General features: G+C 44.6%; 24 protein-coding genes. 10 read left to right on the forward strand and 14 right to left on the reverse strand.

The features are described 5' to 3' along the window. Window positions 1-2: 2 nt before the first annotated feature. Window positions 3-305 carry a nucleotidyltransferase domain-containing protein gene (locus IDJ76_RS04765; RefSeq protein WP_224746202.1) on the reverse strand — a complete coding sequence of 101 codons (303 nt, stop codon included), beginning with the start codon at window positions 303-305 and terminating at the stop codon, window positions 3-5. 1 nt (window position 306) lies between these two features. After that, window positions 307-735, reverse strand: a complete 429-nt coding sequence (locus IDJ76_RS04770; protein WP_191161310.1) for a nucleotidyltransferase substrate binding protein — start codon at window positions 733-735, stop codon at window positions 307-309. A 120-nt stretch (window positions 736-855) separates the two neighbouring features. Here IDJ76_RS04770 and guaA point away from each other — a divergent pair, with 120 nt between their 5' ends. The 3 genes from guaA to IDJ76_RS04785 are packed head-to-tail and all read left to right on the forward strand — an operon-like array spanning window position 856 to window position 4,800. Then, window positions 856-2,385 (forward strand): glutamine-hydrolyzing GMP synthase, encoded by a 1,530-nt coding sequence (guaA, locus tag IDJ76_RS04775; RefSeq protein ID WP_191161312.1) that lies wholly within the window; start codon window positions 856-858, stop codon window positions 2,383-2,385. Next, window positions 2,372-3,610 carry an ABC transporter substrate-binding protein gene (locus IDJ76_RS04780; RefSeq protein ID WP_191161314.1) on the forward strand — a complete coding sequence of 413 codons (1,239 nt, stop codon included), beginning with the start codon at window positions 2,372-2,374 and terminating at the stop codon, window positions 3,608-3,610. The genes guaA and IDJ76_RS04780 overlap by 14 nt, the downstream gene beginning before the upstream one ends. Further along, window positions 3,607-4,800, forward strand: a complete 1,194-nt coding sequence (locus IDJ76_RS04785; protein WP_191161315.1) for an RsmB/NOP family class I SAM-dependent RNA methyltransferase — start codon at window positions 3,607-3,609, stop codon at window positions 4,798-4,800. The genes IDJ76_RS04780 and IDJ76_RS04785 overlap by 4 nt, the downstream gene beginning before the upstream one ends. Here the strand turns inward: IDJ76_RS04785 and IDJ76_RS04790 are convergent. From IDJ76_RS04790 to IDJ76_RS04820, 7 genes are all read right to left on the reverse strand, one after another. Beyond that, a complete protein-coding gene (locus tag IDJ76_RS04790) occupies window positions 4,774-5,343 on the reverse strand; it encodes a MarC family protein (RefSeq protein ID WP_191161317.1) in 570 nt (189 codons plus the stop codon). The genes IDJ76_RS04785 and IDJ76_RS04790 overlap by 27 nt on opposite strands. 4 nt (window positions 5,344-5,347) lie before the next feature. Further along, window positions 5,348-6,520: an MFS transporter gene (locus IDJ76_RS04795; protein ID WP_191161319.1), complete on the reverse strand. Its 1,173-nt coding sequence runs from the start codon at window positions 6,518-6,520 to the stop codon at window positions 5,348-5,350. A 73-nt stretch (window positions 6,521-6,593) separates the two neighbouring features. Next, complete coding sequence (locus tag IDJ76_RS04800; protein ID WP_191161321.1) at window positions 6,594-8,150, reverse strand: amino acid permease; 1,557 nt, start codon at window positions 8,148-8,150, stop codon at window positions 6,594-6,596. Between the two features lie 161 nt (window positions 8,151-8,311). Next, the gene (locus tag IDJ76_RS21200; RefSeq protein WP_191161322.1) at window positions 8,312-8,569 is read right to left on the reverse strand and encodes a type II toxin-antitoxin system RelE family toxin; all 258 of its coding nucleotides are present in this window, start codon (window positions 8,567-8,569) and stop codon (window positions 8,312-8,314) included. Continuing rightward, window positions 8,562-8,768, reverse strand: a complete 207-nt coding sequence (locus tag IDJ76_RS04810) for a hypothetical protein (RefSeq protein WP_191161324.1) — start codon at window positions 8,766-8,768, stop codon at window positions 8,562-8,564. The genes IDJ76_RS21200 and IDJ76_RS04810 overlap by 8 nt, the downstream gene beginning before the upstream one ends. 183 nt (window positions 8,769-8,951) lie before the next feature. Beyond that, window positions 8,952-9,224: a hypothetical protein gene (locus tag IDJ76_RS04815; protein ID WP_191161326.1), complete on the reverse strand. Its 273-nt coding sequence runs from the start codon at window positions 9,222-9,224 to the stop codon at window positions 8,952-8,954. Between the two features lie 384 nt (window positions 9,225-9,608). Next, window positions 9,609-11,849, reverse strand: coding sequence for a sodium-translocating pyrophosphatase (locus tag IDJ76_RS04820; protein ID WP_191161328.1), 2,241 nt, complete (start codon window positions 11,847-11,849; stop codon window positions 9,609-9,611). A gap of 150 nt (window positions 11,850-11,999) precedes the next feature. Between IDJ76_RS04820 and IDJ76_RS04825 the strand changes: the two genes are divergently transcribed. From IDJ76_RS04825 to IDJ76_RS04845, 5 genes are all read left to right on the forward strand, one after another. Continuing rightward, complete coding sequence (locus IDJ76_RS04825; protein WP_191161330.1) at window positions 12,000-13,436, forward strand: APC family permease; 1,437 nt, start codon at window positions 12,000-12,002, stop codon at window positions 13,434-13,436. Continuing rightward, on the forward strand, window positions 13,408-14,829 hold the full coding sequence (dacB, locus tag IDJ76_RS04830; protein ID WP_224746203.1) for a D-alanyl-D-alanine carboxypeptidase/D-alanyl-D-alanine endopeptidase: 1,422 nt from the start codon (window positions 13,408-13,410) through the stop codon (window positions 14,827-14,829). Before IDJ76_RS04825 ends, dacB begins: the two co-directional genes overlap by 29 nt. Continuing rightward, a complete protein-coding gene (locus IDJ76_RS04835; RefSeq protein ID WP_191161334.1) occupies window positions 14,826-15,266 on the forward strand; it encodes a hypothetical protein in 441 nt (146 codons plus the stop codon). The genes dacB and IDJ76_RS04835 overlap by 4 nt, the downstream gene beginning before the upstream one ends. A 69-nt stretch (window positions 15,267-15,335) precedes the next feature. Then, the gene (locus IDJ76_RS04840) at window positions 15,336-16,178 is read left to right on the forward strand and encodes a bifunctional helix-turn-helix domain-containing protein/methylated-DNA--[protein]-cysteine S-methyltransferase (RefSeq protein WP_191161336.1); all 843 of its coding nucleotides are present in this window, start codon (window positions 15,336-15,338) and stop codon (window positions 16,176-16,178) included. A 162-nt stretch (window positions 16,179-16,340) separates the two neighbouring features. Continuing rightward, window positions 16,341-16,931 (forward strand): hypothetical protein, encoded by a 591-nt coding sequence (locus IDJ76_RS04845; protein ID WP_191161338.1) that lies wholly within the window; start codon window positions 16,341-16,343, stop codon window positions 16,929-16,931. 4 nt (window positions 16,932-16,935) lie between these two features. Here the strand turns inward: IDJ76_RS04845 and IDJ76_RS04850 are convergent, their stop codons facing one another. Further along, the gene (locus IDJ76_RS04850; RefSeq protein ID WP_224746205.1) at window positions 16,936-17,847 is read right to left on the reverse strand and encodes an MBL fold metallo-hydrolase; all 912 of its coding nucleotides are present in this window, start codon (window positions 17,845-17,847) and stop codon (window positions 16,936-16,938) included. Between the two features lie 143 nt (window positions 17,848-17,990). On the opposite strand from IDJ76_RS04850, the gene IDJ76_RS04855 reads away from it, so the two are divergent. Beyond that, on the forward strand, window positions 17,991-18,296 hold the full coding sequence (locus IDJ76_RS04855; protein ID WP_191161342.1) for a hypothetical protein: 306 nt from the start codon (window positions 17,991-17,993) through the stop codon (window positions 18,294-18,296). On the opposite strand, the gene IDJ76_RS04860 is transcribed toward IDJ76_RS04855, so the two are convergent. Both IDJ76_RS04860 and IDJ76_RS04865 read right to left on the reverse strand, forming a co-directional pair. Beyond that, window positions 18,289-19,392: an AI-2E family transporter gene (locus IDJ76_RS04860; protein WP_191161344.1), complete on the reverse strand. Its 1,104-nt coding sequence runs from the start codon at window positions 19,390-19,392 to the stop codon at window positions 18,289-18,291. The genes IDJ76_RS04855 and IDJ76_RS04860 overlap by 8 nt on opposite strands. A 78-nt stretch (window positions 19,393-19,470) precedes the next feature. Then, on the reverse strand, window positions 19,471-20,346 hold the full coding sequence (locus IDJ76_RS04865) for a nucleoside phosphorylase (RefSeq protein WP_191161346.1): 876 nt from the start codon (window positions 20,344-20,346) through the stop codon (window positions 19,471-19,473). Between the two features lie 198 nt (window positions 20,347-20,544). Between IDJ76_RS04865 and IDJ76_RS04870 the strand changes: the two genes are divergently transcribed. Then, window positions 20,545-21,192 carry a CatB-related O-acetyltransferase gene (locus tag IDJ76_RS04870; protein ID WP_317173943.1) on the forward strand — a complete coding sequence of 216 codons (648 nt, stop codon included), beginning with the start codon at window positions 20,545-20,547 and terminating at the stop codon, window positions 21,190-21,192. Between the two features lie 155 nt (window positions 21,193-21,347). Here the strand turns inward: IDJ76_RS04870 and IDJ76_RS04875 are convergent, their stop codons facing one another. Both IDJ76_RS04875 and ligA read right to left on the reverse strand, forming a co-directional pair. Then, the gene (locus IDJ76_RS04875; protein WP_191161348.1) at window positions 21,348-22,322 is read right to left on the reverse strand and encodes a Gfo/Idh/MocA family protein; all 975 of its coding nucleotides are present in this window, start codon (window positions 22,320-22,322) and stop codon (window positions 21,348-21,350) included. A 13-nt stretch (window positions 22,323-22,335) separates the two neighbouring features. Further along, on the reverse strand, window positions 22,336-24,351 hold the full coding sequence (gene ligA, locus IDJ76_RS04880; protein WP_191161350.1) for an NAD-dependent DNA ligase LigA: 2,016 nt from the start codon (window positions 24,349-24,351) through the stop codon (window positions 22,336-22,338). Window positions 24,352-24,379: the final 28 nt, after the last annotated feature.

Consider the following 24,379-nt stretch of genomic DNA (forward strand, 5'->3'; position numbering starts at 1 on the left):
CGTCAGGAATTATAAATAGTAATTCCTACCCTATCAATGTGATCTAACAATTCTTCATTGTTAATTTGATGATAAATAGCTACATCAAACTTATTTGGAAGCAATAAATCATCTAAACTGGCCATGATATTGGTTAATTGGCGCAAGTCGAGCTGTTCACCTTTCAAAACCAAATCTATGTCTGATGATGGCTTAAAGTTGCCTTTAGCTCTTGAACCATACAGGTATGTCTGTTTAACAGCGGGATACTGCTTAAGTACTTCAATTATATTTATAACTGCCTGTTCGGATAAACCATACATCATTTTAAAACAACTTATCTTGTTCGCCGGATCTTGTTATTTCTAATTTGGCCTCTAATTCTTTAAATTCATTAAAATAGGTTTCGGTAATTGCATTAACAATTTCCTCAGCGGTATCTTCATTATAAGAATGTGAAGTTAAATTTCGGCTTTGCAGCATCTGCATCCACACATCGCCATTTGTTATTAGTTCGGCTTTAAAGGCTTCCCTGATAACGTCCCGCGAACCCACCATATTTGTAATTCCTTGAAATTGCAGGTAGTCCTTTAAAGTGGTCCATCCTAACTCATAAGTATATTCAAAGGCTTTAATTAATCCCTGCTCTTCCAGCTCATTTAAATCCACTTTATCGATAAATTTCTCAAGTTGCCGTAAAGCTTTTTTGTAGTTGGAAAATCTTTGTAACCATCTAATATCATTTCCTTGAGCCATAGTCTTGTATTAGGTAAGATACATATGCACTGCCATTAATACATATATTGAGCTAAAATATGAATAAAATTTTTGCTTTTTTACTTTTGACTTTTGCCTTTGCAAAACCTATCTTTGCCCATGCAAGAAAAAATCCTCATTCTTGACTTTGGCTCGCAGTTTACCCAACTCATCGCGCGCCGTGTCAGGGAGCTCAATATTTACTGTGAGATCCACCCTTTTAACAAAGTTCCTGAAGTTGATAAAAGCGTAAAAGGTATCATCCTTTCGGGTAGTCCTTATTCTGTTCGCCAGGCCGATGCTCCGCATTTTGAGTTTATTAAACACCACAAAAGCATGCCTATTTTGGGCGTTTGCTATGGTGCGCAATATGTAGCTCATTTTCATGGTGGAGAGGTTTTAGCTTCGAGCACCCGCGAATACGGCCGGGCCAACCTCGATTTTGTTAAAAAAGATAATGCTTTGTTTAAGGATGTCCGTGCGGGTTCACAAGTGTGGATGTCGCACGGGGATACGATTGCCCGGATAGCCGACGATTTTGAGGTTATTGCCAGTACAGATAGCGTAAAGGTAGCTGCCTACCAAATCACCGGTACGCAAACCTATGGCATCCAGTTCCACCCGGAGGTTACCCACAGTATAGACGGCAAGCAGTTGCTGCAAAACTTTTTGGTAGATATTTGTGGTTGCAGCCAGGATTGGACACCCGACTCATTTATCGAAACTACCATTTCCGAATTGAAGGCAAAATTAGGCGATGACAAAGTAGTGTTAGGCTTATCGGGCGGTGTTGATTCATCTGTTGCGGCGGTATTGCTGCACCAGGCTATCGGTGCCAACCTGCACTGTATATTTGTTGATAATGGCTTGTTGCGTAAGGACGAGTATGAATCCGTTTTAGACTCTTACAAGCATATGGGCCTCAATATAAAGGGCATCAACGCTAAACAACGTTTCTATGATGCACTTGCAGGCATCAGCGATCCGGAGAAAAAGCGTAAAGCCATAGGGCGAGTATTTATAGAAGTATTTGATGACGCCGCGCACGAGGTACAGGGCGTTAGCTGGTTGGGCCAGGGCACCATCTATCCTGATGTTATAGAGTCGGTTTCTGTTAAGGGGCCTTCAGCTACTATCAAATCGCACCATAACGTTGGCGGTTTGCCCGATTTTATGAAATTAAAGGTAGTAGAACCCTTAAACACTCTGTTTAAAGACGAAGTACGCCGTGTTGGTGCTGCCTTAGGTATCGACCCTAATATATTGGGCCGCCACCCTTTCCCCGGCCCGGGACTGGCGATTAGAATTTTAGGAGAGATAACCCCGGAAAAAGTTGATATATTACAACAGGCCGATGCGATTTACATCAACAATTTACGCAGCGGTGGTGTTTATGATAAAGTTTGGCAGGCAGGCGCTATTTATTTACCGGTGCAATCGGTAGGTGTAATGGGCGATGAGCGTACTTACGAGAACGTTATTTGCTTGCGCGCAGTAGAGTCATTAGATGGGATGACGGCAGATTGGTGCCACCTGCCTTATGATCTGCTGGCAAAAATATCAAACGAGATCATCAATAACGTTAAAGGAATTAACCGGGTAGTATATGATATCAGTTCGAAACCACCGGCCACTATTGAGTGGGAATAAGTGGTTATTTGTTTTTATAGCGCTAATCATCGGTGCCTGTTCGCCTAAACTGCGTCCGGTACCACAACCGTCCGTAAAAACAAAGCCCGAACAGCGACCTATTACTTCTGAAAAACCAATAGATAAGCCCGTAGCAAAACCGGCTATATCTGTGGCAAAAACATCTGTAATATCGTTGATACTGCCATTAGATCTGGCAAAGTCGGCTGCCGGCCATAAGTATTCGGCAGCCGACCTTAAAAAAGCCAACATGTCGGTAGAGTACTACCAGGGCTTTAAGCTGGCACTCGATTCGCTTACGGGCAGCGGTGCTAATTATAAACTACAGATCTTTGATAGTAAAGATTATGCCGCGCAGGTACACAGCCTGGCCTATAATCCGCAGATCCGTAGTGGCGACCTCATTGTTGGCCCCATCTTTCCGGATGACGTTAAGGCCTTTACCTCCGTTTTAACAGCAGCACGCAAGCCTATCATATCGCCCTTATCGCCAGCCTCACCTTTAACTTTCAAAAATCAAAACCTGGTTACCATGACCCCTCCGCTGGAGTATCATGCAAAGGGAGCGGCAACCTATACGGTGAGCAAGTTAAAGCCTAAAAAAATATTCATCTTAGCCTCCGGTTTCAGCGACGAAAAATTATACACCTCGCCGTTCAAGCGCACTGTAGATAGTTTAAGCAAACGGAAGACCCCGGTTACCACAACCGTTATCACCCGTGGTAACCTTACCCCGTTGCTACCGCAGCTCTCCGCTACCGAGCAAAATATATTCGTGATACCATCAACCAAGCAGGCGTTCTTGTTAGTTATCCTGCATTCGTTAGATACGCTGTCTAAAAAGTTCCCTGTAACTGTTGTGGGGCACCCATCATGGGAGAAGTTCAGTTTCTTAAAAGCAGCGCAATTGCAGCGTTTACACACTTACATCACATCGGCAGATAAGGTGAATTACAAGTCAGGCCAAACCAATGTATTTTTGCGTAGTTATCGGCACGCCTATCATGCCGAGCCTACCGATTTTGCTATTAAAGGCTTTGACCAGGGCATGTACTTTGGCACGTTGCTGGCACAGGAAGATAACAGCAATATCAAATTTGAGCAAGACGATTACAACGGCATCCACAACAGCTTCCATTTTATTAAGAAACCGGGGCTGGGTTGGATAAACACCCATGTTGATATTTTACGTTACGAAAACTTTGATCTTAAAAAGATAGAATGAAGGCTATCAATCAGCTTAAAACGTTTCAGCGCATATTGGATGAATATCCGGCTGATACCCCTTTAGGCAAGTTTCTACCCGGCTTTTACAGGCAAAACAAACAAATGGGATCTACCGATAGGCGTGTTGCAGGGCGGTTAGTTTATAATTATTTCCGTTTGGGCAGAGCATTGCCCGAATTGCCTGCCGAAGACCGCCTGATGGTTGCGGAGTTTTTGTGCAACACGCAAACCAATTCATTTTTACAGCATTTTAAACCGGAATGGGCGGCTTGTGTCGGCTTTAATATTGATGATAAGATCAACCTGGTTAAAACAGCGCACCACGATTTTAAGTTAGACGACGTTTTTCCATGGGTAGCACAGCTATCAAAAGATATCGACCGGGATGCTTTCCTGAAATCATTCTTTATCCAGCCCGATCTTTATATCCGCGTAAATAAGGGCTTTGAGGCACAGGTGAAGGCAGAGTTAAATAAGGGCGACGTAACTTTTAAAGACGAAGGTAACGGTTGTTTTTGTATGCCTAACGGCACAAGGTTAGATGCAATCTTCCCTAAACAACATTGGTTTGAAGTACAGGATTATTCGTCACAGCAAACTGCACAATTTTTTAAACCCAACAAGTGGGACAGCTGGTGGGATGCCTGCGCGGCATCGGGCGGTAAATCGTTATTGTTACACAGTTTACAGCCGGACATAAAACTGGTTGTATCAGATATCCGCGAATCCATTCTCTCCAATCTCGACGAGCGCTTTCAACAGGCTGGCTTGATGAAATATCAAAAGAAATTGCTCGACCTGACCGAGAACAACGAGCAGCTTTTATATAATTATGAATTTGATGGTATCATCCTGGATGCGCCTTGCAGCGGCTCTGGCACCTGGGGCCGCACGCCCGAGATGATCAGTCAGTTTGGCCAGCACCGCACCGACTTTTTTAAACGCCTGCAACAAGCCATAATCCCCAATGTAGCCAAACACCTTAAACCGGGTGCCGCTTTGATATATATTACCTGCTCTGCCTTCAAAGCCGAAAATGAGGATGCAGTAGATTTTATGGTGAAAGAACTCGGCTTGCAACTGGAAGAAAACCAGGTACTAAAAGGTTACGAGCGCAAAGCGGATACCATGTTTGTGGCAAGGTTGGTAAAGCCGGAGGGATTACAGCCCCGAGTTACTCCTGAATAATTTTATCGCGATAGCCAGTAGTATCACCCCAAACGCCTTACGCAAGATGTGCAGTCCTGTTTTGCCGAACAGTTTTTCCAGCCACTGCACATTTTTAAGCACCAGATACACAAAAGAGGTATTAAGTATAATTCCCACCAGGATGTTTTGCGTTTGGTATTGCGATTTTAACGAAAGCAGCGTAGTCATGGTACCGGCACCGGCTATCAGCGGGAAGGCAAGTGGCACGATTGATACCGCCTGGGGCATTTCCTCTTTAAAAAAGTTTACGCCCAGTATCATTTCCAGCGCGATAATAAAGATCACGATAGAACCTGCTATCGCAAAAGAGGATATATCCAAACCAATCACTGCTAGCAACTCATCGCCTGCAAACAGGAAACCGATCATCAAAACCAACACAGCTATACTTGCCTTTTCAGATTCAATATGCCCCGCGCGCTGGCGTAATTGGATGATTACAGGGATAGCCCCCAAGATATCGATAATGGCAAAAAGGATCATCGTAACGGATAATACCTCTTTAAAAATGAGTGGATGCATAGGTTTAGGATTTACTTTCTTGTGATTTTAACCGAATACTAAACAAAAATGCGATTAAAATATAGAAAGACGATAAAAAGAATATGCTATGCACAGATATTGCTGTAATTAACCCGGCCGTTATAGGCCCAAGCGTTTGCCCTATAGAGGCGTACGACTGATTGATGCCCATTACCTCGCCCCTTTCGGCATCTTCATTCTTATCGGCTATAATAGCGTTAAGCATGGGGTTACGCAGCCCGTTAAACAACCCGTAAATGGCAATCGATACGGCAAATAACACTAACCCGGTAGCAAAGCCCGCCAATATCATCATCCCCAGGCAGCATAAGGTTGATAGCAATAAGATTAATGCCTGAGAGGTGATAACCTTTTTGATCAAAGGCACAGCCAGCTGCATCAGGATGCCTGTAATACCAAAACCGGCGTAGAATAAACCGATCTGTGTTGTACTTAGCTTTAACGTGTCAACGCTGAAGGTTTGAAAGCCAATGAGCATGGTAAATTGCGCCATGGTAAGCAAAAAGCCCACAAAAATTGCCGTACCAATTACCGGCCTTTTCAACACACTTATTAAAGACTTAAAGTTGAAGCTATGTGCCTTATTGTTTCCTTTGTCGGTTTTATGCTTATTGGTCTCCTCTAACACAAAGGTGGTCAGTAAAACGCCAACCAGCGCAATGCCCGCCGCGAAAAAGAACGGAACCTTTTCGCCCAGTTGGCTCAGTAAGCCGCCAACAGCCGGGCCAATCACAAAACCAAATCCAAAGGCCGAACCCAGTATCCCAAAATTCTTTGCCCGCTCTTTGGGTGATGAAATATCAGATACCATAGCCTGCGCTACCGAAATATTCCCTCCTGTAATTCCATCTAAGATCCGGGCGGCAAATAATAGGATAATACTGTTGGCAAAGCCAAACATCACGAAAGAGATGCAAGTGCCTACCAAGCTAATAGCAAGTATCGGCTTGCGGCCAAACCTGTCCGAAAGCGAACCTAAAACCGGTGTGGCAAAAAACTGCGCAACAGAAAAGGCTGCGGTAAGCAAACCGATAGTTTGCTGGGTTACGCCAAACTTTTTACCGTACGAATATAGCAATGGGATGATTATACCAAACCCCATAGAGTTGATAATGGATATAAACACCAGTATCCGCAGCGTTCTGTTCAGCTTCATCGCTTACAAAAGCGTTGAAAACAAAAAAGGTTCTGTTTGCACAGAACCTTTTTCATGAAGATCAATATTTTAATTATTCAACATATTTTGGGTTGGTAGGGTCGTTAGCACCTTCTACCTTACCATGCCTAACGTGTGAGCGTTTAATGCTGTATCCGAAATAGATAACGAAACCGATCAGCAACCAGCCGATCAGCCTTGCCCAGTTTTCCCAGCCTTCACTCGCTATCATACACAAGCATATCACCGCGCCTAAAGGGCAAACGATCATATAAACAGGCGTTTTAAACGGACGAACCAAATCGGGATCTGTACGGCGAAGGATAAAGATCCCTAAACATACCAGTACGAATGCGAACAGGGTACCTATACTCACCATATCGCCTACATATTTATCTGGGATAAAACCTGCAAAGATCGATACGAATCCAAAGAACAACCATTGCGACTTGTATGGCGTGCGGTGTTTGGGGTGTAATTTTGAAAAGATCTTAGGGATCAAACCGTCTGTACTCATGGTATAGAACACACGGGTTTGGCCCATTAGCATCACCAGGATAACTGACGAGAAACCTGCTAAGATAGACACCGTTACAAACGAAGCTAACCAGCCGTAACCCGGCATTGCTGCTTTGATGGCGTAACTTACAGACGCTTCTTTACCCTGGATCAAGAATTCTTTGTAAGAAACCAGACCTGTTAATACGTGAGAGAACAGGATGTATAGAGCCGTACAAATCACCAACGATACCAGGATACCTTTCGGCATATCCCTCTGCGGGTTTTTAGCTTCCTGAGCTGCTGTAGATACCGCGTCGAAACCAATAAAGGCGAAGAATACAACACTCGCCCCACGCAATACACCCAGCCAACCATGGTTGAAGGTGTCGGCATAATCAACCGTACCTGCACTTACTTTAATCTTACCTGCATCGGCAGGGATCATGTAAGGAGTATGTAAAGCCGGGTTAATGAAGTGCCAGCCAAAGCCAATAATCATCAACACGATAGCTACTTTGATTACCACAATAACATTGTTAACTACTGCAGACTCGGCAGTACCGCGGATCAGTAATAGTGTCAGCATGAGTAGTATAAATATAGCCGGCAGGTTAACAAACCCGTGCTGGCCAAACTCGGCAGCATACATGCCTGTTGCTGTATTCGATATCTCTAACGGCGAGTGCGACCACATATAGGGCACGTGCACGTTAAAGAAAGTATGTAAAAACTCATTAAAATACTGCGACCAGCCAATAGATACAGTTGCTGCACCCAATGCATATTCCAACACCAAATCCCAACCTATGATCCAGGCGATAAATTCGCCCATTGTGGCATAAGAATAAGTATAGGCCGAACCCGCAATAGGGATCATACTTGCAAATTCAGCATAGCATAAGCCTGCAAGCGCACAACCTGCTGCGGCGATCAAAAAGGAAATAGTTACGGCCGGGCCTGCATGTTCGCCTGCTGCTGCAGCTGTACGTACAAAAATACCTGCACCAATAATAGCCCCGATACCTAGCGCGATAAGCGAACCGACACCTAACGTTCGTTTTAAGGTTTTCTCCCCCTCCGCCGATGCCGCCATCAGTTGAGCTATCGGTTTTTTGATAAATAACTTCATTTTAGTTTTTTAGTAAGATCAGTAATAGTTAAATCAAGTAGCCAAACGTACTTAAATTTATTGAAAAGATAAAGCGCAGAATGTAACAACACTAAGGTTGTTAATAAACAGAATTATAATTGTTGAAAATGTAATTGGGGCGAGTTTATTTTAAGCCCAGTTTATCTATAAATATATTTTCGGTGGCCGAGAGTAATAATGTTGATGATCAGTTGGTCGTCGATTATATCGTATGTGATTCTGTAGTTCCCTACCCGTATCCTGTAACCTTCGCGATCAACGAGTTTACGATACCCGAGTGGCCTCGGGTTAATTTCAAGATAAGTAATGGCATCTATGATCGGATTCGCTATATGATCAGAAAGTTTATCTAATTCCTTGCGTGCAGTTTTAGACAAGATCGCAGTATATTTAGGCATCCTTTGATTTCCTGAGATTCAAATATTCCTCCATGGAAATCCGTTCGCCGTCGTCTTCTTTTTTAGCTTCATCATAAAGCCGCACATCTTCCAGATCGTCCAACTCTTCCATTATGGATTCAAACTCACTAATAGGCAAAACCACTAATGAATTGTTGCCCTCATCGTCTTTAATAAATTGCGGATGCAGTGTAAGCATAATCTTGGTGAATTAGTGTTTAACAAATTTACAATTCGTAAACGTCATTAGCAATTTAATCATTTGGGTTTACAAAGGTTTACATATTTTCATTAGAATTCGACTTAAATAATTGACAATGAAATATTTATGAAAATAGTGAGTTTACATAAAAATCGCTGCCAATTCTTATCTTTTGCTTGGTTATGGTAGCGCTTTCCAAATGAATAAGGGCGTGAGGATAACGTTCAACACGATCATTAGCCAGCCCAATTTTTTACTGCCAATTTTTAATAACACAGTGCCGATTATGCCCCCTCCGAATAGCAGCATCGCGGCATCAAAGTAGAGCAGATAATCTGAAGTGGGCAGGTCGACGTTAATTTCGACCAGGTCGAGCAGGTCCGGTAGGTAGAGGTAAAGATCATACAAGCAGAGGGTGTAGACAATAGCTTGTATCGTACGCGTTCTAATCATTTAATAAATTTATCAATGTCCAACATTACTGAAAAAATCAATGTCAGAATAATGAGTAGAAATACAATATACCCGATTAAGTAGAAAGCCCGATATTTATTTGACGGCTCTTTTTTAGAATAGCTTTTTATTAGGTTAATCAACCCCGTAGGTACTAACACATAAATAGCCAAAACGGGTAACACAATCAATACTGATTGAACTATTATATTTATATCAACTCTTTTAAATATTTGTGCGAACAGAATTGTCCATACAAATAGCCCGAACACTATTCTATAATATTTTTTAGCTTTAAGAAAATATATTTGACTGGAAATTGACATCATGATATGGAGAAAAAGCCGCCCTTTTGGGGCGGCTTTTAAATATAGAAGTTTTTGACTATGCTTTCTTCTCTACCTGGATACTGTGCACATTCATCGATTGCACCTTCTCCTGTTTCTGGATAAATTTACTGGAATTATCCGCGTGATTCAAATGCGGGGCGATAACCAACGAAACGATCGACATCAGTTTGATCAAAATATTCATCGACGGGCCAGAGGTATCCTTGAACGGATCGCCCACGGTATCGCCTGTTACGGATGCCTTATGTGGTTCAGATTTTTTGTAATAGATCTCGCCGTTGATCTCGACACCTTTTTCGAAAGATTTTTTAGCGTTGTCCCATGCGCCACCGGCATTACTTTGGAAGATGCCCATCAGCACACCCGATACGGTAACACCGGCCAGCAAACCACCCAATACTTCGGGGCCGAAGGCGAAACCGATAATGATTGGCGTTAACAATGCGATCAGTCCGGGTGCGATCATTTCACGGATAGATGCTTTTGTCGAGATCTCTACACATTTTTCATACTCGGGGCGGGCTTTGTATTCCATGATACCCGGAATCTCACGGAACTGGCGGCGCACTTCCTCCACCATCGCCATTGCAGCACGGCCCACTGCCGAAATACATAATGCCGAGAAGATGAACGGGATCATCCCGCCTACAAACAGCCCCGCCAAAACATTGGCTTTGTAAATATCGATATGCTCGATACCCGCAACACCCACAAAGGCGGCAAATAGGGCCAGTGAGGTTAACGCTGCCGACGCGATGGCAAAACCCTTACCGGTTGCGGCGGTAGTATTACCCACGGCATCTAAATTATCTGTACGGCCACGCACCTCTTCGGGCAGTCGGCTCATTTCGGCGATACCACCGGCATTATCGGCTATCGGGCCAAAGGCATCAATAGCTAACTGCATAGCCGTAGTGGCCATCATACCTGCGGCAGCAATGGCCACACCGTACAAGCCTGCAAAAAAGTAAGAACCATAGATCCCTGCGGCCAATACCAGGATAGGTAACACGGTCGATTCCATACCCACTGCCAAACCACCGATTATATTGGTAGCATGCCCTGTTGCCGATTGCCTGATGATGCTCATTACCGGGCGTTTACCCATAGCGGTATAATACTCGGTGATGATAGACATTAGCGTACCTACAACTAATCCTACTACGATAGAACCGAATACACCGTTTTTGGTGAATACTAATGAACCAGCTTTTATAGCACCGTTGGCATCTTCATCACGTACCATGTGGAAACTGTCATTTGGCAGCATCCACTGCACTAAAAAATAAGTAGCTACTGCTGTTAATAAAATCGAGGCCCAGTTGCCTATATTCAGCGCATTTTGAACGCTGTCAGTTTCGTTTTTAATTTTCACCAGTGATGCGCCAACTATCGAGAAGATCAGGCCCAAACCTGCAATAACCATGGGCAATAAAACCGGTGCTATGCCACCAAAATTGTCATGTGATACAATTTCGCGGCCCAACACCATCGTGGCCAGCATAGTAGCTACGTATGATCCGAAAAGATCGGCACCCATACCGGCTACATCGCCCACGTTATCGCCTACGTTATCGGCAATAGTTGCGGGGTTGCGCACGTCATCCTCGGGGATGCCTGCCTCTACCTTACCTACCAGATCTGCACCTACGTCGGCAGCTTTGGTATAAATACCGCCACCCACACGTGCAAACAAAGCGATCGACTCGGCACCCAATGAAAAACCTGCCAGCACATCAAGTGCCTTGGCCATATCCTCGCCGTTAACATTAGCCCCCGCCACATTTTTCACATACATGGTATAAAAAACGATGAATAACGAGCCTAAACCGATGATGGCTAAACCCGCAACACCCAAACCCATTACGGTACCGCCCGTGAACGATACTTTAAGTGCCTGCGCCAGACTGGTTTTAGCAGCCTGCGTGGTACGTACGTTTGATTTTGTGGCGATGCGCATACCCAAATAACCGGCAAAGGCCGATAAAAATGCCCCTATCAGAAACGATATGGCAATAACCGGGCTGGAGGTAGCCACCGTTGTGCCCGAATAAGCCAGTAATAAGCCGGCAACCACTACAAAGTAGCTCAGAATTTTCCACTCGGCGCGTAAAAAGGCCATTGCCCCATCTGCAATGTAGCCCGCAAGCTGGTTCATAGATTCATCTCCGGTTGGTTGTTTGGTAACCCATGCCGACTTTACAGCCATGACAAGGATACCCACAAGACCAAATACCGGGATGAGGTAAATCAGGTAATTGTTCAAAAGATCCATAGTAATTAGTTAGTTTATAATTTGTTGGTTTTGAGCGGCACAGGGCGCGCTTCATAATTGGTTTCCGCAAAATAGTAATTAATTTATTTACAATACCATGTCAATTATAAAGTTTTTGATAAGTTTAAGGACTTAAACTATTAATAGTCGATGGCAAACGATACGCAGCAAACAAAAATGAAACATGAACTGAGCTTGCTTGATGGCACCATGCTGGTGGCAGGCTCCATGATAGGCTCGGGGATCTTTATAGTGAGTGCGGATATTATCCGTTATGTGGGGTCGGCCGGCTGGCTCATTGCCGTATGGGTTTTAACCGGGGTAATGACATTAACAGCAGCATTAAGTTATGGCGAGTTGAGTGCCATGTTCCCCAAGGCAGGAGGCCAGTACGTTTACCTTAAAGAGTCTTACAACAAGCTTACGGCCTTTTTATACGGATGGAGCTTTTTTGCCGTGATCCAAACCGGTACTATCGCCGCCGTAGGCGTGGCCTTCTCTAAATTTGCTGCGTATCTCATCCCGGCGGTTAGCGAGGATAATGTTCTTATTCATTCGGGGTTTTTAAAGATCAGTGCGGCACAGTTGGTATCGATCGTATTGATCATCATCCTAACCTTCGTGAACACGCGTGGGGTTAAAGGGGGTAAGCTGATCCAAACCACCTTTACCCTAACCAAGCTTATCAGCCTTTTCGGGTTGATCGCCTTTGGCTTTTTAGCCTTTAAAGGTGATATCTGGACTGCCAACTGGACAAACGCCTGGGACCTGCATAACCTAAACAAAGATGGATCGATAACCACCTTAACTATGGGTACGGCTTTAGGGGCCATAGCTGCGGCAATGGTGGGTTCTATTTTTAGCAGTGATGCCTGGAACAGCGTAACCTTTGTAGCCGGCGAAATGAAGAACCCTAAACGGGATGTAGCATTGAGTATGATGCTTGGAACGATCATCGTAACTATAATATATGTACTGGCCAATGTGGTGTATACTGGTGTACTCTCTTTAAACGATATTGCCAACGCCGAGAAAGACCGGGTAGCGGTGGCTGCATCGCATGTAATCTTCGGCAACATAGGCACCTACATCATCGCTGTAATGATCATGATCTCTACCTTTGGCTGTAACAATGGCTTGATCCTTTCGGGTGCAAGGGTTTATTATACTATGGCTAAAGACGGTGTGTTTTTTAAACGCACGGGTACGCTCAACAAATTTGGGGTGCCTCAATTCGGGTTATGGATCCAGGCACTGGTAGCTTGTTTGCTTTGTTTAAGCGGCCGCTACGGCGATCTGCTGGATATGATCTCTTTTGTGGTGGTTGTTTTTTACGTGCTTACCATTGTGGGCATCTTTATTTTAAGGGCCCAACGCCCCAATGCAGACAGGCCTTACAAAGCGATAGGCTACCCGGTATTGCCGGCCATTTATATTTTAATGGGCGTGGCGTTTTGTATACTATTACTTATTTATAAACGTGATTATAGTTTAATTGGCCTGGGCATCGTGCTTACAGGCATCCCAATTTATTATATATCGCAACGGAATGTTAAGCATGAGGATGAAACGGGCTTGGTTAGTTAGTTTATTATTGATACCGGGTTTTGCCCATGCGCAAACCCTACAGCAACAAATTCAAACAGCATTTAACAGGCTGCAGCAGGATACGCAATGCCGGTATGCATCGGTATCGTTAACGGTGCTGGATGCCAAAACAGGCGAGCAGGTTTTTACCGCCAACCCAAACATGGGCTTGGCGCCGGGATCGACCATGAAGGCCATCACCAGCATCACCGCCCTGAATGTATTGGGGAAGGACTATCGCTTTAAAACGGCCTTTAGCTACCGCGGAACGATTACTGCCGATGGTACGCTTAACGGTGATGTCATCATCCGCGGTTATGGCGACCCTACCCTGGGTAGCTGGCGCTGGGAAACAACCAAAGAGGCCTACATACGAAACCAGTTTGTGGCAGCCATCCGCAAGGCGGGCATCAAAAAAATAAATGGCCGTGTAATAGGCGACGATTCGTTCTTCGGTACACAATCCATTCCAGATGGATGGATCTACCAGGACCTGGGTACTTATTACGGCGCGGGTACTACCCCCCTTTGCTGGCACGAAAACCAGTTCAGCATCAGGCTGCGCACCGGTGAGGCAAATACGCCGATAGGTGTTACAGGCACATCTCCCGAGATGCCCTACCTGGCCTTTAAAAGCGAACTGGTAAATGGCGAAGCCCACACCGGCGACCAGGCTTACCCTTATTTGCCCACCATCAACAGTAATATTATGTACCTGCGGGGTACATATGCGGTTGATCAAACCAAAAAGAAGATAGACGCCGCCATCCCCGATCCTGCCTTTGATATTGCCTATAGGTTGACAGATACCTTGCAACGTTTAGGCATCACGGTGAGCAGCACGCCGGAGTCGGCAACCACGTTAAAAAACAAGAACCAGCCAATCCCGCAATCAACCGCACAATTGCTTACCATAAATTCGCCTTTACTGACCGAGATATTATATTGGCAAAACCACATCAGCATTAATTTATATGCCGAGCAACTGTTGCTGGCGGTGATCCCGTCGCCAAGCACTATGCAAGTTACAACGAATAACGGAGTAACCGCGCTGCAAAACTTCTGGGCCAAAAAAGCAGGGATAGATAAGCATACCCTAAACGTGTTTGATGGCAGCGGCCTTGCCCCGGGTAATAGGGTTACTACGTTGACCATGTCGCGCATATTACAATCTGCCGCAGGCGAGACCTGGTTCAAGGATTTTTATGACAGCCTGCCAGTGTATAATAACATTCACATGAAAAGCGGAAGCATCAACAGTGCGCAAGCCTACACGGGTTATCAAACCCACGACGGCAGACAGCTGTGCTTTTCTATCATTGTAAATAACTACAACGGCACAGGCAGCGGCATCAGGGCTAAAATGTTTAAGGTATTGGATGAGTTGAAATGACAACAGAAAATATTTTTCCAGGTCGGGCTTTCAAAATAGACGAGGTATCCAATGGAGTTTTCAATTTTGTTATGACTGATAGCGATGGACGTAAGGCCGAAACAACCGGTTTGTTTGATGAAAGCTTTGAAAAGGTTAAAAACTTTGCATTTGATATTGAAAAACAAATATCAAAAAACTGGAATCTTTTTTTGTTCGATTTATGTATGCTTGAAGTGAATAACGGTGAAGCATTTGAAACTGATTATAACAACCAAGCCTTCGGATCGTGGTACATTCGATTAGAAAACAGAATGTTAGTTTATAATGGTAAAGATTCCTGTCTTATCAGTCGGCGACAGTTACTTGGTAATTGGAACGACGTTGAAGAACTTCCCAAAAGTGAACTTAGTTATTTGAATTCAATAGAACTTCTAAATAAGACTTTCAAAAAATAATAACTCAGCAAGTTTCGGGTTCTGTGGGGTTTGCTGCCGCGGTACATTTGTGTTGTTAATATGAAAACGATGAACACACAGGAAAACATTAATTATGAACGCATTGCCGAAGCGATAGATTACCTCAGGCTTAACTTTAAAAGCCAGCCCAACCTGGATGAAGTTGCCGAAAAGGTCAACTTGAGCCCTTTTCATTTCCAACGCATGTTTACCGATTGGGCAGGGATCAGCCCGAAAAAATTCCTGCAATATTTAAGTTTAGATTATGCCAAAGGAATCCTGAAAGATCAGCAGGCTACCCTTTTTGATGCAGCCTTTGAAACAGGCCTTTCCGGTACGGGCCGCCTGCATGATCTGTTCATGAACATAGAGGGGATGACACCCGCCGAATATAAAAATGGCGGCAAAGCCTTATCCATCAACTTTAGCTATGCCGAAACGCCTTTCGGTAATATCATCGTAGCATCCACCCAAAAAGGAATTTGTTACATGGCTTTCGCCGATGATAAGGACGATGCCTTTAAACAGTTGTATACTGCTTTCCCTAACGCAACTTATCACCAGATGGTAGATTTAATGCAGCAAAATGCGCTGAATATCTTTAAGTCGGATTGGTCGCAATTAGCAAAGATCAAGCTCCATTTAAAGGGAACTGATTTTCAGCTCAAGGTTTGGGAGGCTTTGTTAAAGATCCCAACCGGCGGGCTAAATACCTATGCCTCCATAGCGCATACCATTCAACTGCCTACTGCATGCAGGGCTGTAGGCAGCGCCATTGGGGCCAACCCGGTTGCTTTTCTGATCCCCTGCCACCGGGTCATCAAATCAACCGGCGAATTTGGGCAATACCATTGGGGGAGCAGTCGCAAAGCTGCGATGATAGGTTGGGAAGCAGCACAAATGAACTTTTAAATGCAGTATAGCACGGATTGCCCACAACTGCATCACACTACATGCGGGGAATTTGAATGCATTAAACCTATATAAGCAGACAAGGTCAAAAAACGAAACGATTTGTAATTAGGTGCTAAAATGTACCGACAAAATTCGATATTCGTTTCAATAACACCTGCCATGTTTAAAAAGATCTTTTTTATAGTTGCCGTTGCTATAGCTTCAGTTAATGCCAAAGCACAAACCGCCGACGAGGTCTATAATTCTTACCTGGATTTTAACCTGGCCCGCCTGGAAGGCCGCACAGGCGAAGCATTGGAACTGGGCGAACAGATCATGCCGAATGTTGCAAAGTTAACCGACAAAGCCCGAACCAGCTACTATTACTCAATGGGCAATTTATACGAAAATGATAAGCAGTCGGTTAAGGCCCTGCCGCTATATGAAAAGGTGGTAGCTGCTGAACCTAATTATTACGTAGGCCAGCGCGCATTGGCCTATATGTATGGCAAAAAGGTAGAAGAACTTTCCAAAAAATTAAACGCCAGCGAGGGTGCCGAATATAAACGGCTGTATGACCTTTACGTTGCCCAGGTTAAAAAGACCCTGCCCCATTTAGAAAAAGCACAAGCCTGCGACCCAAGCCCCGAGACATTGGCTCTAATTAAAAGCTTCTATAAATTTATGAAAGATGAGCAAAGCTTAAAAACACTGAATGCACGTATGGCGGTAATGTCAAAAAACTGTATTGATCTGTTGAGCGATAAGTAAACCCTTAAAATACCATCGCTATGCCCTGCTGCGGGTAAATCAAATTTAGTCCAAGCGGGTTATCAGCCTTCAGCTGATTCTTAATTTTGATAATGTTTTGTACGGGTGGTTTTAAATGGGTAACCACCAAATTTAACCCTTTAACAGAGCCTGCAAGGTTTTTTAATACAGCCATTTCTGCCATGAGCCATTTTGGGGTTAGGTGGCCAAACAGTGTTTTATCGGGCTGCCCGTTCGGGAATGATACCTCTATCATGATCGCCTTTAACTTTTTTGCCTTTACCAACGGTGCCACGGCCTCCCAAAGTTTTTGCAGGTTATAGCTCTTTTCAATTTCATCGGCCCCTGTATCGCCCAGGTACAAAATATAGCTATCATTACTGCGTACTAAAAACGCGGTACTGGTTAAATTGGAGTGGCTTAACGGGAACGCCTGCACCTGCATAGTAGTGTTATCCACGGCTGCTTCGCTGCCTGGTTCTAATGCTTTATAATGGTATTTTTTTAGCCTCGGCTCCTCTCCTTCATTGGCAAAATTGGCCCAGCTTTCCCAGGTAAAATAATGCGTTTTAATGGTTTCCAGCGTACTTTTTAATCCGTAGATGTTTTTGGTGCTGTCCTCGGGCGAGTTGATGATTAGGCCGGAGATGTGATCTAAATGCGCGTGCGAAATAAAATACCCTTTGATATACTGCTTTAAAACTTGCTCACCTGTCACGCTAAAGGTTTTAGTGGCAACCGCCTTCTCGATACCGGCATGCAATGTACCGGCATCCATACAAATATAGTTGTCTGAACCCGCCGGGGCTATCATGTAGGCCGATAGGTTACTCTCGTCTATCCCCCCTAATATGCCTAATGGTACCACCCTGAATGCTGGTGCAGCATTTGTTTGCGCTATTGATACAGCGGGCAAAAAGCAAATTATAAGGTAAAGCAAGATCCGGCTGGGTAAACGCATGGCAAAAGTGTTTCGTTCTCCAAAAATACTAAACCCTTTTGCACAAAGGGAATTATTTGTGACCGGAAATAAGTTGAAAAACTTTTAATTTGCAGACCATGAAAGTTAGCCAGATAGCTGCCAAAGTTGTTGTACGTGTGTTTTTTATATTAATGCTGATGGCGCTCATCCCTTTCTTACAGGGCGATGGTGATAAATTATCGCATTTATACCTGATGCCTAAAAACATCTGGACGCTGGCCTTCCCTATCCTGCTGATATTGGGCTTTATTGCCCTATTGATTATCTGTGCTATCAAAAAATACAAACATCAGGATCTTAACTGGTTGCTGGTTATCAATACGGTAGTGCTGATTGCATATACCGCCACCGTTTATATCCGCATTTACCAGCTTATTAAGTGACAGATTCAGCATCGGATTGCTCTGTGGTGGGCTCTTTGTATTCAGCATCGCTACCTAAAAGATAACCCCAAGGCTTAAGGGTTTCTACCCTATCAAAAATAATCTTAAATATCGCCAATATCGGGATGGATAAAAACATACCCGATAGCCCCCATATCATCTCCCCCACAATGATACCAATAAAGGTGATCAAAGCGTTAAGCCGCACTTTCGACCCTACAATCGCCGGCAGTAAAAAGTTAGCATCAACCGCATGAATGGCAATAATACTGAACACGACAGACAGGGTTTCTGTTAAAGTGCCGGTAGCAAATGTGATGATAGTGCTTAAAAGTAAGGCGGTAAAAATACCCAGGTAAGGGATGATGTTAAACAAGCCCACAATTATCCCGAGCAGGGCCGCATACTTTATACCGATAAAAAAGAACGCTGCGATAGCTACCCCGGCCACAATTACCATCTCTATCATCAAGCCCAAAATGTATTGCCGCAAAATCTTTTGAATGTTCTCTACAACATCCAGCACCACGTGAGAGCGGCCGTCTTTAAACACCCATACTATAAACCGTAGCAATAACCGGCGGTAAAACAATATGAAAAAGGTAAAGATGAGAATGAACGCGTAAAACAATACCATAGATGATATTGCGCCAAAGGTTGTACCTAAAACAGCCGTACCCGATGCCATTATTTTATGCCCCGTAGTTTCTACATAGGCTATTTGTTTATCGGCAGTAATATGAAACGCTCCCTGGATCCACTGCTGCAGGCTTTCTAAAGATTGCTGCACCTGGCTCTTTAACATAGGCCAGTCGTTAGCCAGGTTTGAGATCTGTGCACCTACCAGGTACAACACCCCGCCAACGAAAACAATGAGCAATAAGATGGATAATAGCGATGACGCACTGCGCGGTAAACGCAGCTTACGCTCTAAAAAGCCCGATATCGGCAATAGTAATACCGCGAAAAGAAAGCCAAAAATGAGCGGATCAAGGATCTCTTTAGCTAACGAAACTAAATAACCTAATGCACAAAACGCGATCAGCACCAAGGCGAGGCGTTCATAAAAAGGGGCAAGCAGCTTTTTCACCGGCATAGGAAGGGGAATTTAATTTGTTGTTTAACTCAACTCACACAAATATGGCTTTATTTATATGATAGCTAAAGTTACTGATTATAAAATATGGCTTATTTTCTCAATTAAGTGTTTGATGTATTTATCCATCACCACGGCAGGCTGTTTACTAAACACATTGCCCGCCCGGTTGGCCAATATTACATTGAAGGATATTGCGCGGTGACCTAATATTTTTGCCAGGCAATAAATGCCGGCGGTTTCCATTTCCAGGTTGGTTATCCGCTGATGACCGTATCTGAAGCTGCTGATGATCTCCATCAACCCCGGTATGGCAGCCACTGCCCTCACTTGCCTGCCTTGCGGCGAATAAAACCCCGGTGCTGTTATCGTAATTCCGGTTTGGATACCAGGTGCTAATTTCTGTAACAACCATTCATCAGCCGCGGCATAATAAGGGTTTACCAGTAGTTCATCTTTAAATTCATGGGCAAAGGCCGCCAGCAGCTCCTTTTCCGGTTGGGTATGTCGCTGTTGATAAAACCCCGCCAAAGAATCAAGCCCAAATGCTGCGGATGATGCCAGCAGGCTATCCACCTCCAAATCGGCTTGTATGGCACCCGATGTGCCTATCCGGATTAGATTTAGCTTTTTTAGATCGGCATTAACCATGCGGGTTTCAAAATTGATATTGACCAGCGCATCCAGCTCATTAAATACAATATCGATGTTATCGGTACCTATCCCGGTAGATAGTACCGTAATGCGTTTACCGCCAATAATACCGGTATGCGTTATAAACTCCCGCTTGCCTTTTTTTAGTTCAATGCTATCAAAATACTTGCTTACCTCACCCACGCGGTCGGGGTCGCCAACGGTAATTACGGTATCGGCAATATCACCGGGCAGCAGGTTTAAATGGTAAATACTGCCATCGGCATTGATGATCAGGTCGGCTTCAGATATTGGCTTCATGGTTATCGCTAAAGCTGCAAGGTAATTTATAGTTTCAAAATAATTTTATAATTTCACCTATCCGATCATTAAAATTTACTCCGGTGATAGTATAAGCGGCCTGCCAGCTACTCAATTTTGCTTTTTGAATTCTTATCTGCATAAGAATGCAGGCCTTGTGTTAATCCACGCTTATTATTCATTCTATTATTTTTTTTTATGCTTAACGGACCAAACCCTGATGTGCTTTACCCGATGGAGCCACACCGCAACCTGGTATTCTTAAAAAACCAGGTAACCAACCCCAATATTATCGTGGGCGATTACACCTATTACGCCGACTTTAACGACGCCGCCAATTTTGAAAAGAACGTTTTATACCATTTTGATTTTATTGGCGATAAATTAATCATCGGTAATTTTTGCGCGATAGCAAGTGACGTTAAATTTATCATGAACGGTGCCAATCATGAAACCGCACCGATTTCTACCTTCCCCTTCGCCATATTTCAGAATGGCTGGGAAAAGATCATCGACCCGGAAAACCTGACCGGCAAATTCCCTAACAAGGGCGATACGCTCATTGGCAATGACGTTTGGATAGGTTACGACGCCACCATTATGCCGGGCGTAAAGATTGGTAACGGTGCCATCATCGCCGCAAAGGCTGTTGTGACCAAAGATGTACCCGACTATGCTGTCGTAGGTGGTAACCCGGCGCGGATCATTAGAAAACGTTATGACGATGATCAGATAGCCCGCCTCAACAAAATTGCCTGGTGGAACTGGAGCGCCGAAAAGATCACTGCGCATTTAAAACTCATCAACTCGGTAGATATAGACGCGTTGGAGAATTTGGCAGATTAGTTGTAAAACGACCAAAAACACTATCTGTTGAACCATAAAAAACCGTGTCATTGCGAAAAGCGTAGCGATGTGGCAATCATAGCATATCCGCTTGTCCGCTGAGATTGCCGCGCTATCGCTCGCAATGACACGGTTTTTTCGGTTTGGATATGTTATCACTTCCCCGTAAACGCGTCCATTACCTTCATCAGCACCACCGCCTCATCAATGGTGCAGGGGTTTGGCCCTTCGCCTTTAAAGTAGGCTACTATTTTGGTGATCATGGGTTGCTGAATGTGCTCGGGATGTGTAAAATTCGTGGTATCTTCGTCCTCCCCGGTCTTTAAGCTAACCCATGTGCCGAAGAATGGGAAAGTGATCTTTCCCTGCGTACCTACAATTTCACAGGTGTCTGTCATTTCGCTTTGCGCTACATTGAAGCACCATGATCCGTTAACGACTACGTTGTTTTTGAAAACGATTTGCCCGCACACGTGGTCATCCGCAGGACTAAAGCGACCTTGGTTCAAACTGTAACCACTATATTGTTCTGGTTCGCCAAAGTAATAGAGCATCAGATCGAGCTGATGGGGGGCCAGGTCATGAAAATACCCCCCGCCCGAAAGCGCAGGGTTTAACCGCCAGTTGGTTTCGCTATCGGCTACTAACTTAGGTTCGCGGTTTTGCCACATCCGGATCTGTACGGTACGCACATCACCGATTGCGTTAGTATCGAGCAGATTTTTTACATGCAAAAACATGGGCAAAGCGCGCCTGTAATGGGCTACTACCAGTTTCGCGCTGCTATCTTTCACCGCGGCAGCCATCGCTTCGGCCTCCCGGGCGTTACGGGTTACCGGCTTTTCTACATACACATTCAGCCCTTTTTTGATAGCAGCCAAAGCATAATCTAAATGGTTTGCAGGCGGGGTGGCTATAGATACCGAATTAACATCCGCGTCGTCCATCAACTCACTGGCATCGCTGTACCATTTGCTCACGTTGTGGCGCCGGGCATAATCGGCGGCCTTTTCGGCATCGCGGCGCATTACCGCTACCAGCGTGCTGTCTGCTATCTTGTTATAGGCCTGGCCGCTCTTTTTCTCGGTAACGTTACCGCAGCCTATGATACCCCATTTAATTGTTGTCATGTAATCGTTTTATTTAGCTGATCATTGCCAGCAGGTCTTCGTCGCTAATAATCGGGACGTTTAATTTAGTCGCTTTTTCTAATTTGGCGGGGCCCATATTATCGCCCGCAACCAGGTAGTTGAGCTTGGCCGAGATACTGCTTAAGATCTTCCCGCCGTTTTGTTCTATAATGTCCTTTAACTCATCGCGCGAGTATTTTTCAAACACACCCGATATGATAAAGCTTTGCCCGCTCAATTTTTCGCTGGCAAGGGTCACTTCGGTTTCTACTTCTACAAATTGCAGGCCGCTTTCTTTTAATTTCTCAATTTCTTCCCGGTGGCTCTCATCTGCAAAATATGACGTTATGCTTTCAGCTATCCGTCCGCCTATTTCTTCGGCTGCGGTTAATTCTTCGGCAGTTGCTGCCATCAAGTTATCGATAGTTTTGAAATGGGCCACCAGCTTTTTAGCCACTGTTTCGCCAACGTAGCGGATACCTAACCCGAACAGTACTTTTTCAAACGGCTGCTCTTTAGATTTCTCTATCCCGTCCAACATATTATTGATAGACTTCTCGCCAAATCGGCCCAGTTTCTTTAACTCGTCTGCACGGTCTTTTAACCGGTAAATATCACTAATGTGTTTAATAAATTCCTGGCGGTATAGGGTCTCGATAGTTTCATCGCCCAAGCCGTCAATATTCATTGCCTTACGGCCAATGTAATGCTGCATTTTACCCACAATCTGCGGCGGGCAGCCTTCATCATTAGGGCAATACCAGGCGGCTTCACCTTCGGTACGCAGTAATTCTGTATTACAAGCCGGGCAATGGGTAATGTATTTGATGGGTTTGGCACCAGGCAAACGCTTATCGAGGTTAACGCTGATGATCTTTGGGATAATTTCGCCGCCTTTTTCTACAAACACGGTATCATGCTCATGCAGTTTAAGGCGTTCAGTTATCTCGTCGGCATTGTGCAGGGTAGCACGCTTTACGGTCGTACCCGCCAATAACACAGGTTTCAAATTAGCAACAGGGGTAACCGCACCCGTACGGCCCACCTGGTAGGTAACGGCTAATAGTTCCGTCTCTACCCGCTCTGCTTTGAATTTGTAAGATATAGCCCACCTTGGCGACTTGGCTGTAAAGCCCAACTCTTGCTGCTGCGAATAATTATTTACTTTGATAACAATACCATCAATATCATAGCTCAGGTTGAAGCGCTCTTTATCCCAATGGTTAATAAAATTCAATACGCCTGCGATATCGCTGCACAAACGGCTATGATCATCTACATGGAAACCCCATTTTTTTACGGCTTCCAGGCTTTCCCAGTGGGTTTTAAATAAAGTTTTTTCAGTGTATAGCCCGTACAGGAAACAATCCAGCGGGCGGCGGGCCACCTCGGCAGAGTCCTGCAGTTTCATGGTACCCGATGCAAAATTACGGGGGTTGGCATAAGGCACTTCGCCATTGTCAACGCGCTCCTTATTCAAACGTTCAAAGGCTTTCAGGTGCATAAAAACTTCACCGCGAATCTCGAACAATTCGGGATAGTTGCCTATTGCCAGCTTTTTAGGGATGCTATGAATGGTACGCACATTGGTAGTTACCTCATCGCCTTTCGTACCATCGCCACGGGTTACGGCGCGGGCCAGTTTGCCGTTCTCATAAGTAAGGCTCATAGATAACCCATCGAACTTCAATTCGCACACGTACTCAAAATTATCGCCTATCGCTTTGCGTACCCGTGCATCAAATTCAACCAACTCCTGTTCGTTATAGGTGTTACCTAACGATAGCATGGGCCAGCGGTGCTTAACCGTTACAAACTCCTTGGTGATATCGCCACCAACTACCTGCGTAGGCGATTCCGGGTCTGCAAACTCGGGGTATTGCTTCTCCAAAGCGGCTAATTGCTCCAGCTTTTTATCAAAATCATAGTCGGCAATAGTGGGCATAGCCAGCACATAATAGTTATAAGTATGCTGTCTTAATTCGGCAGTAAGGGCCGCAATCTGATCTTTTGCTTGGTTGGGCGACATGGTAGCGAAGATAGTTTTTTTAGTTAAA

This window comes from Mucilaginibacter glaciei, from assembly GCF_014773245.1.
Taxonomy (GTDB): Bacteria; Bacteroidota; Bacteroidia; order Sphingobacteriales; family Sphingobacteriaceae; genus Mucilaginibacter; species Mucilaginibacter glaciei.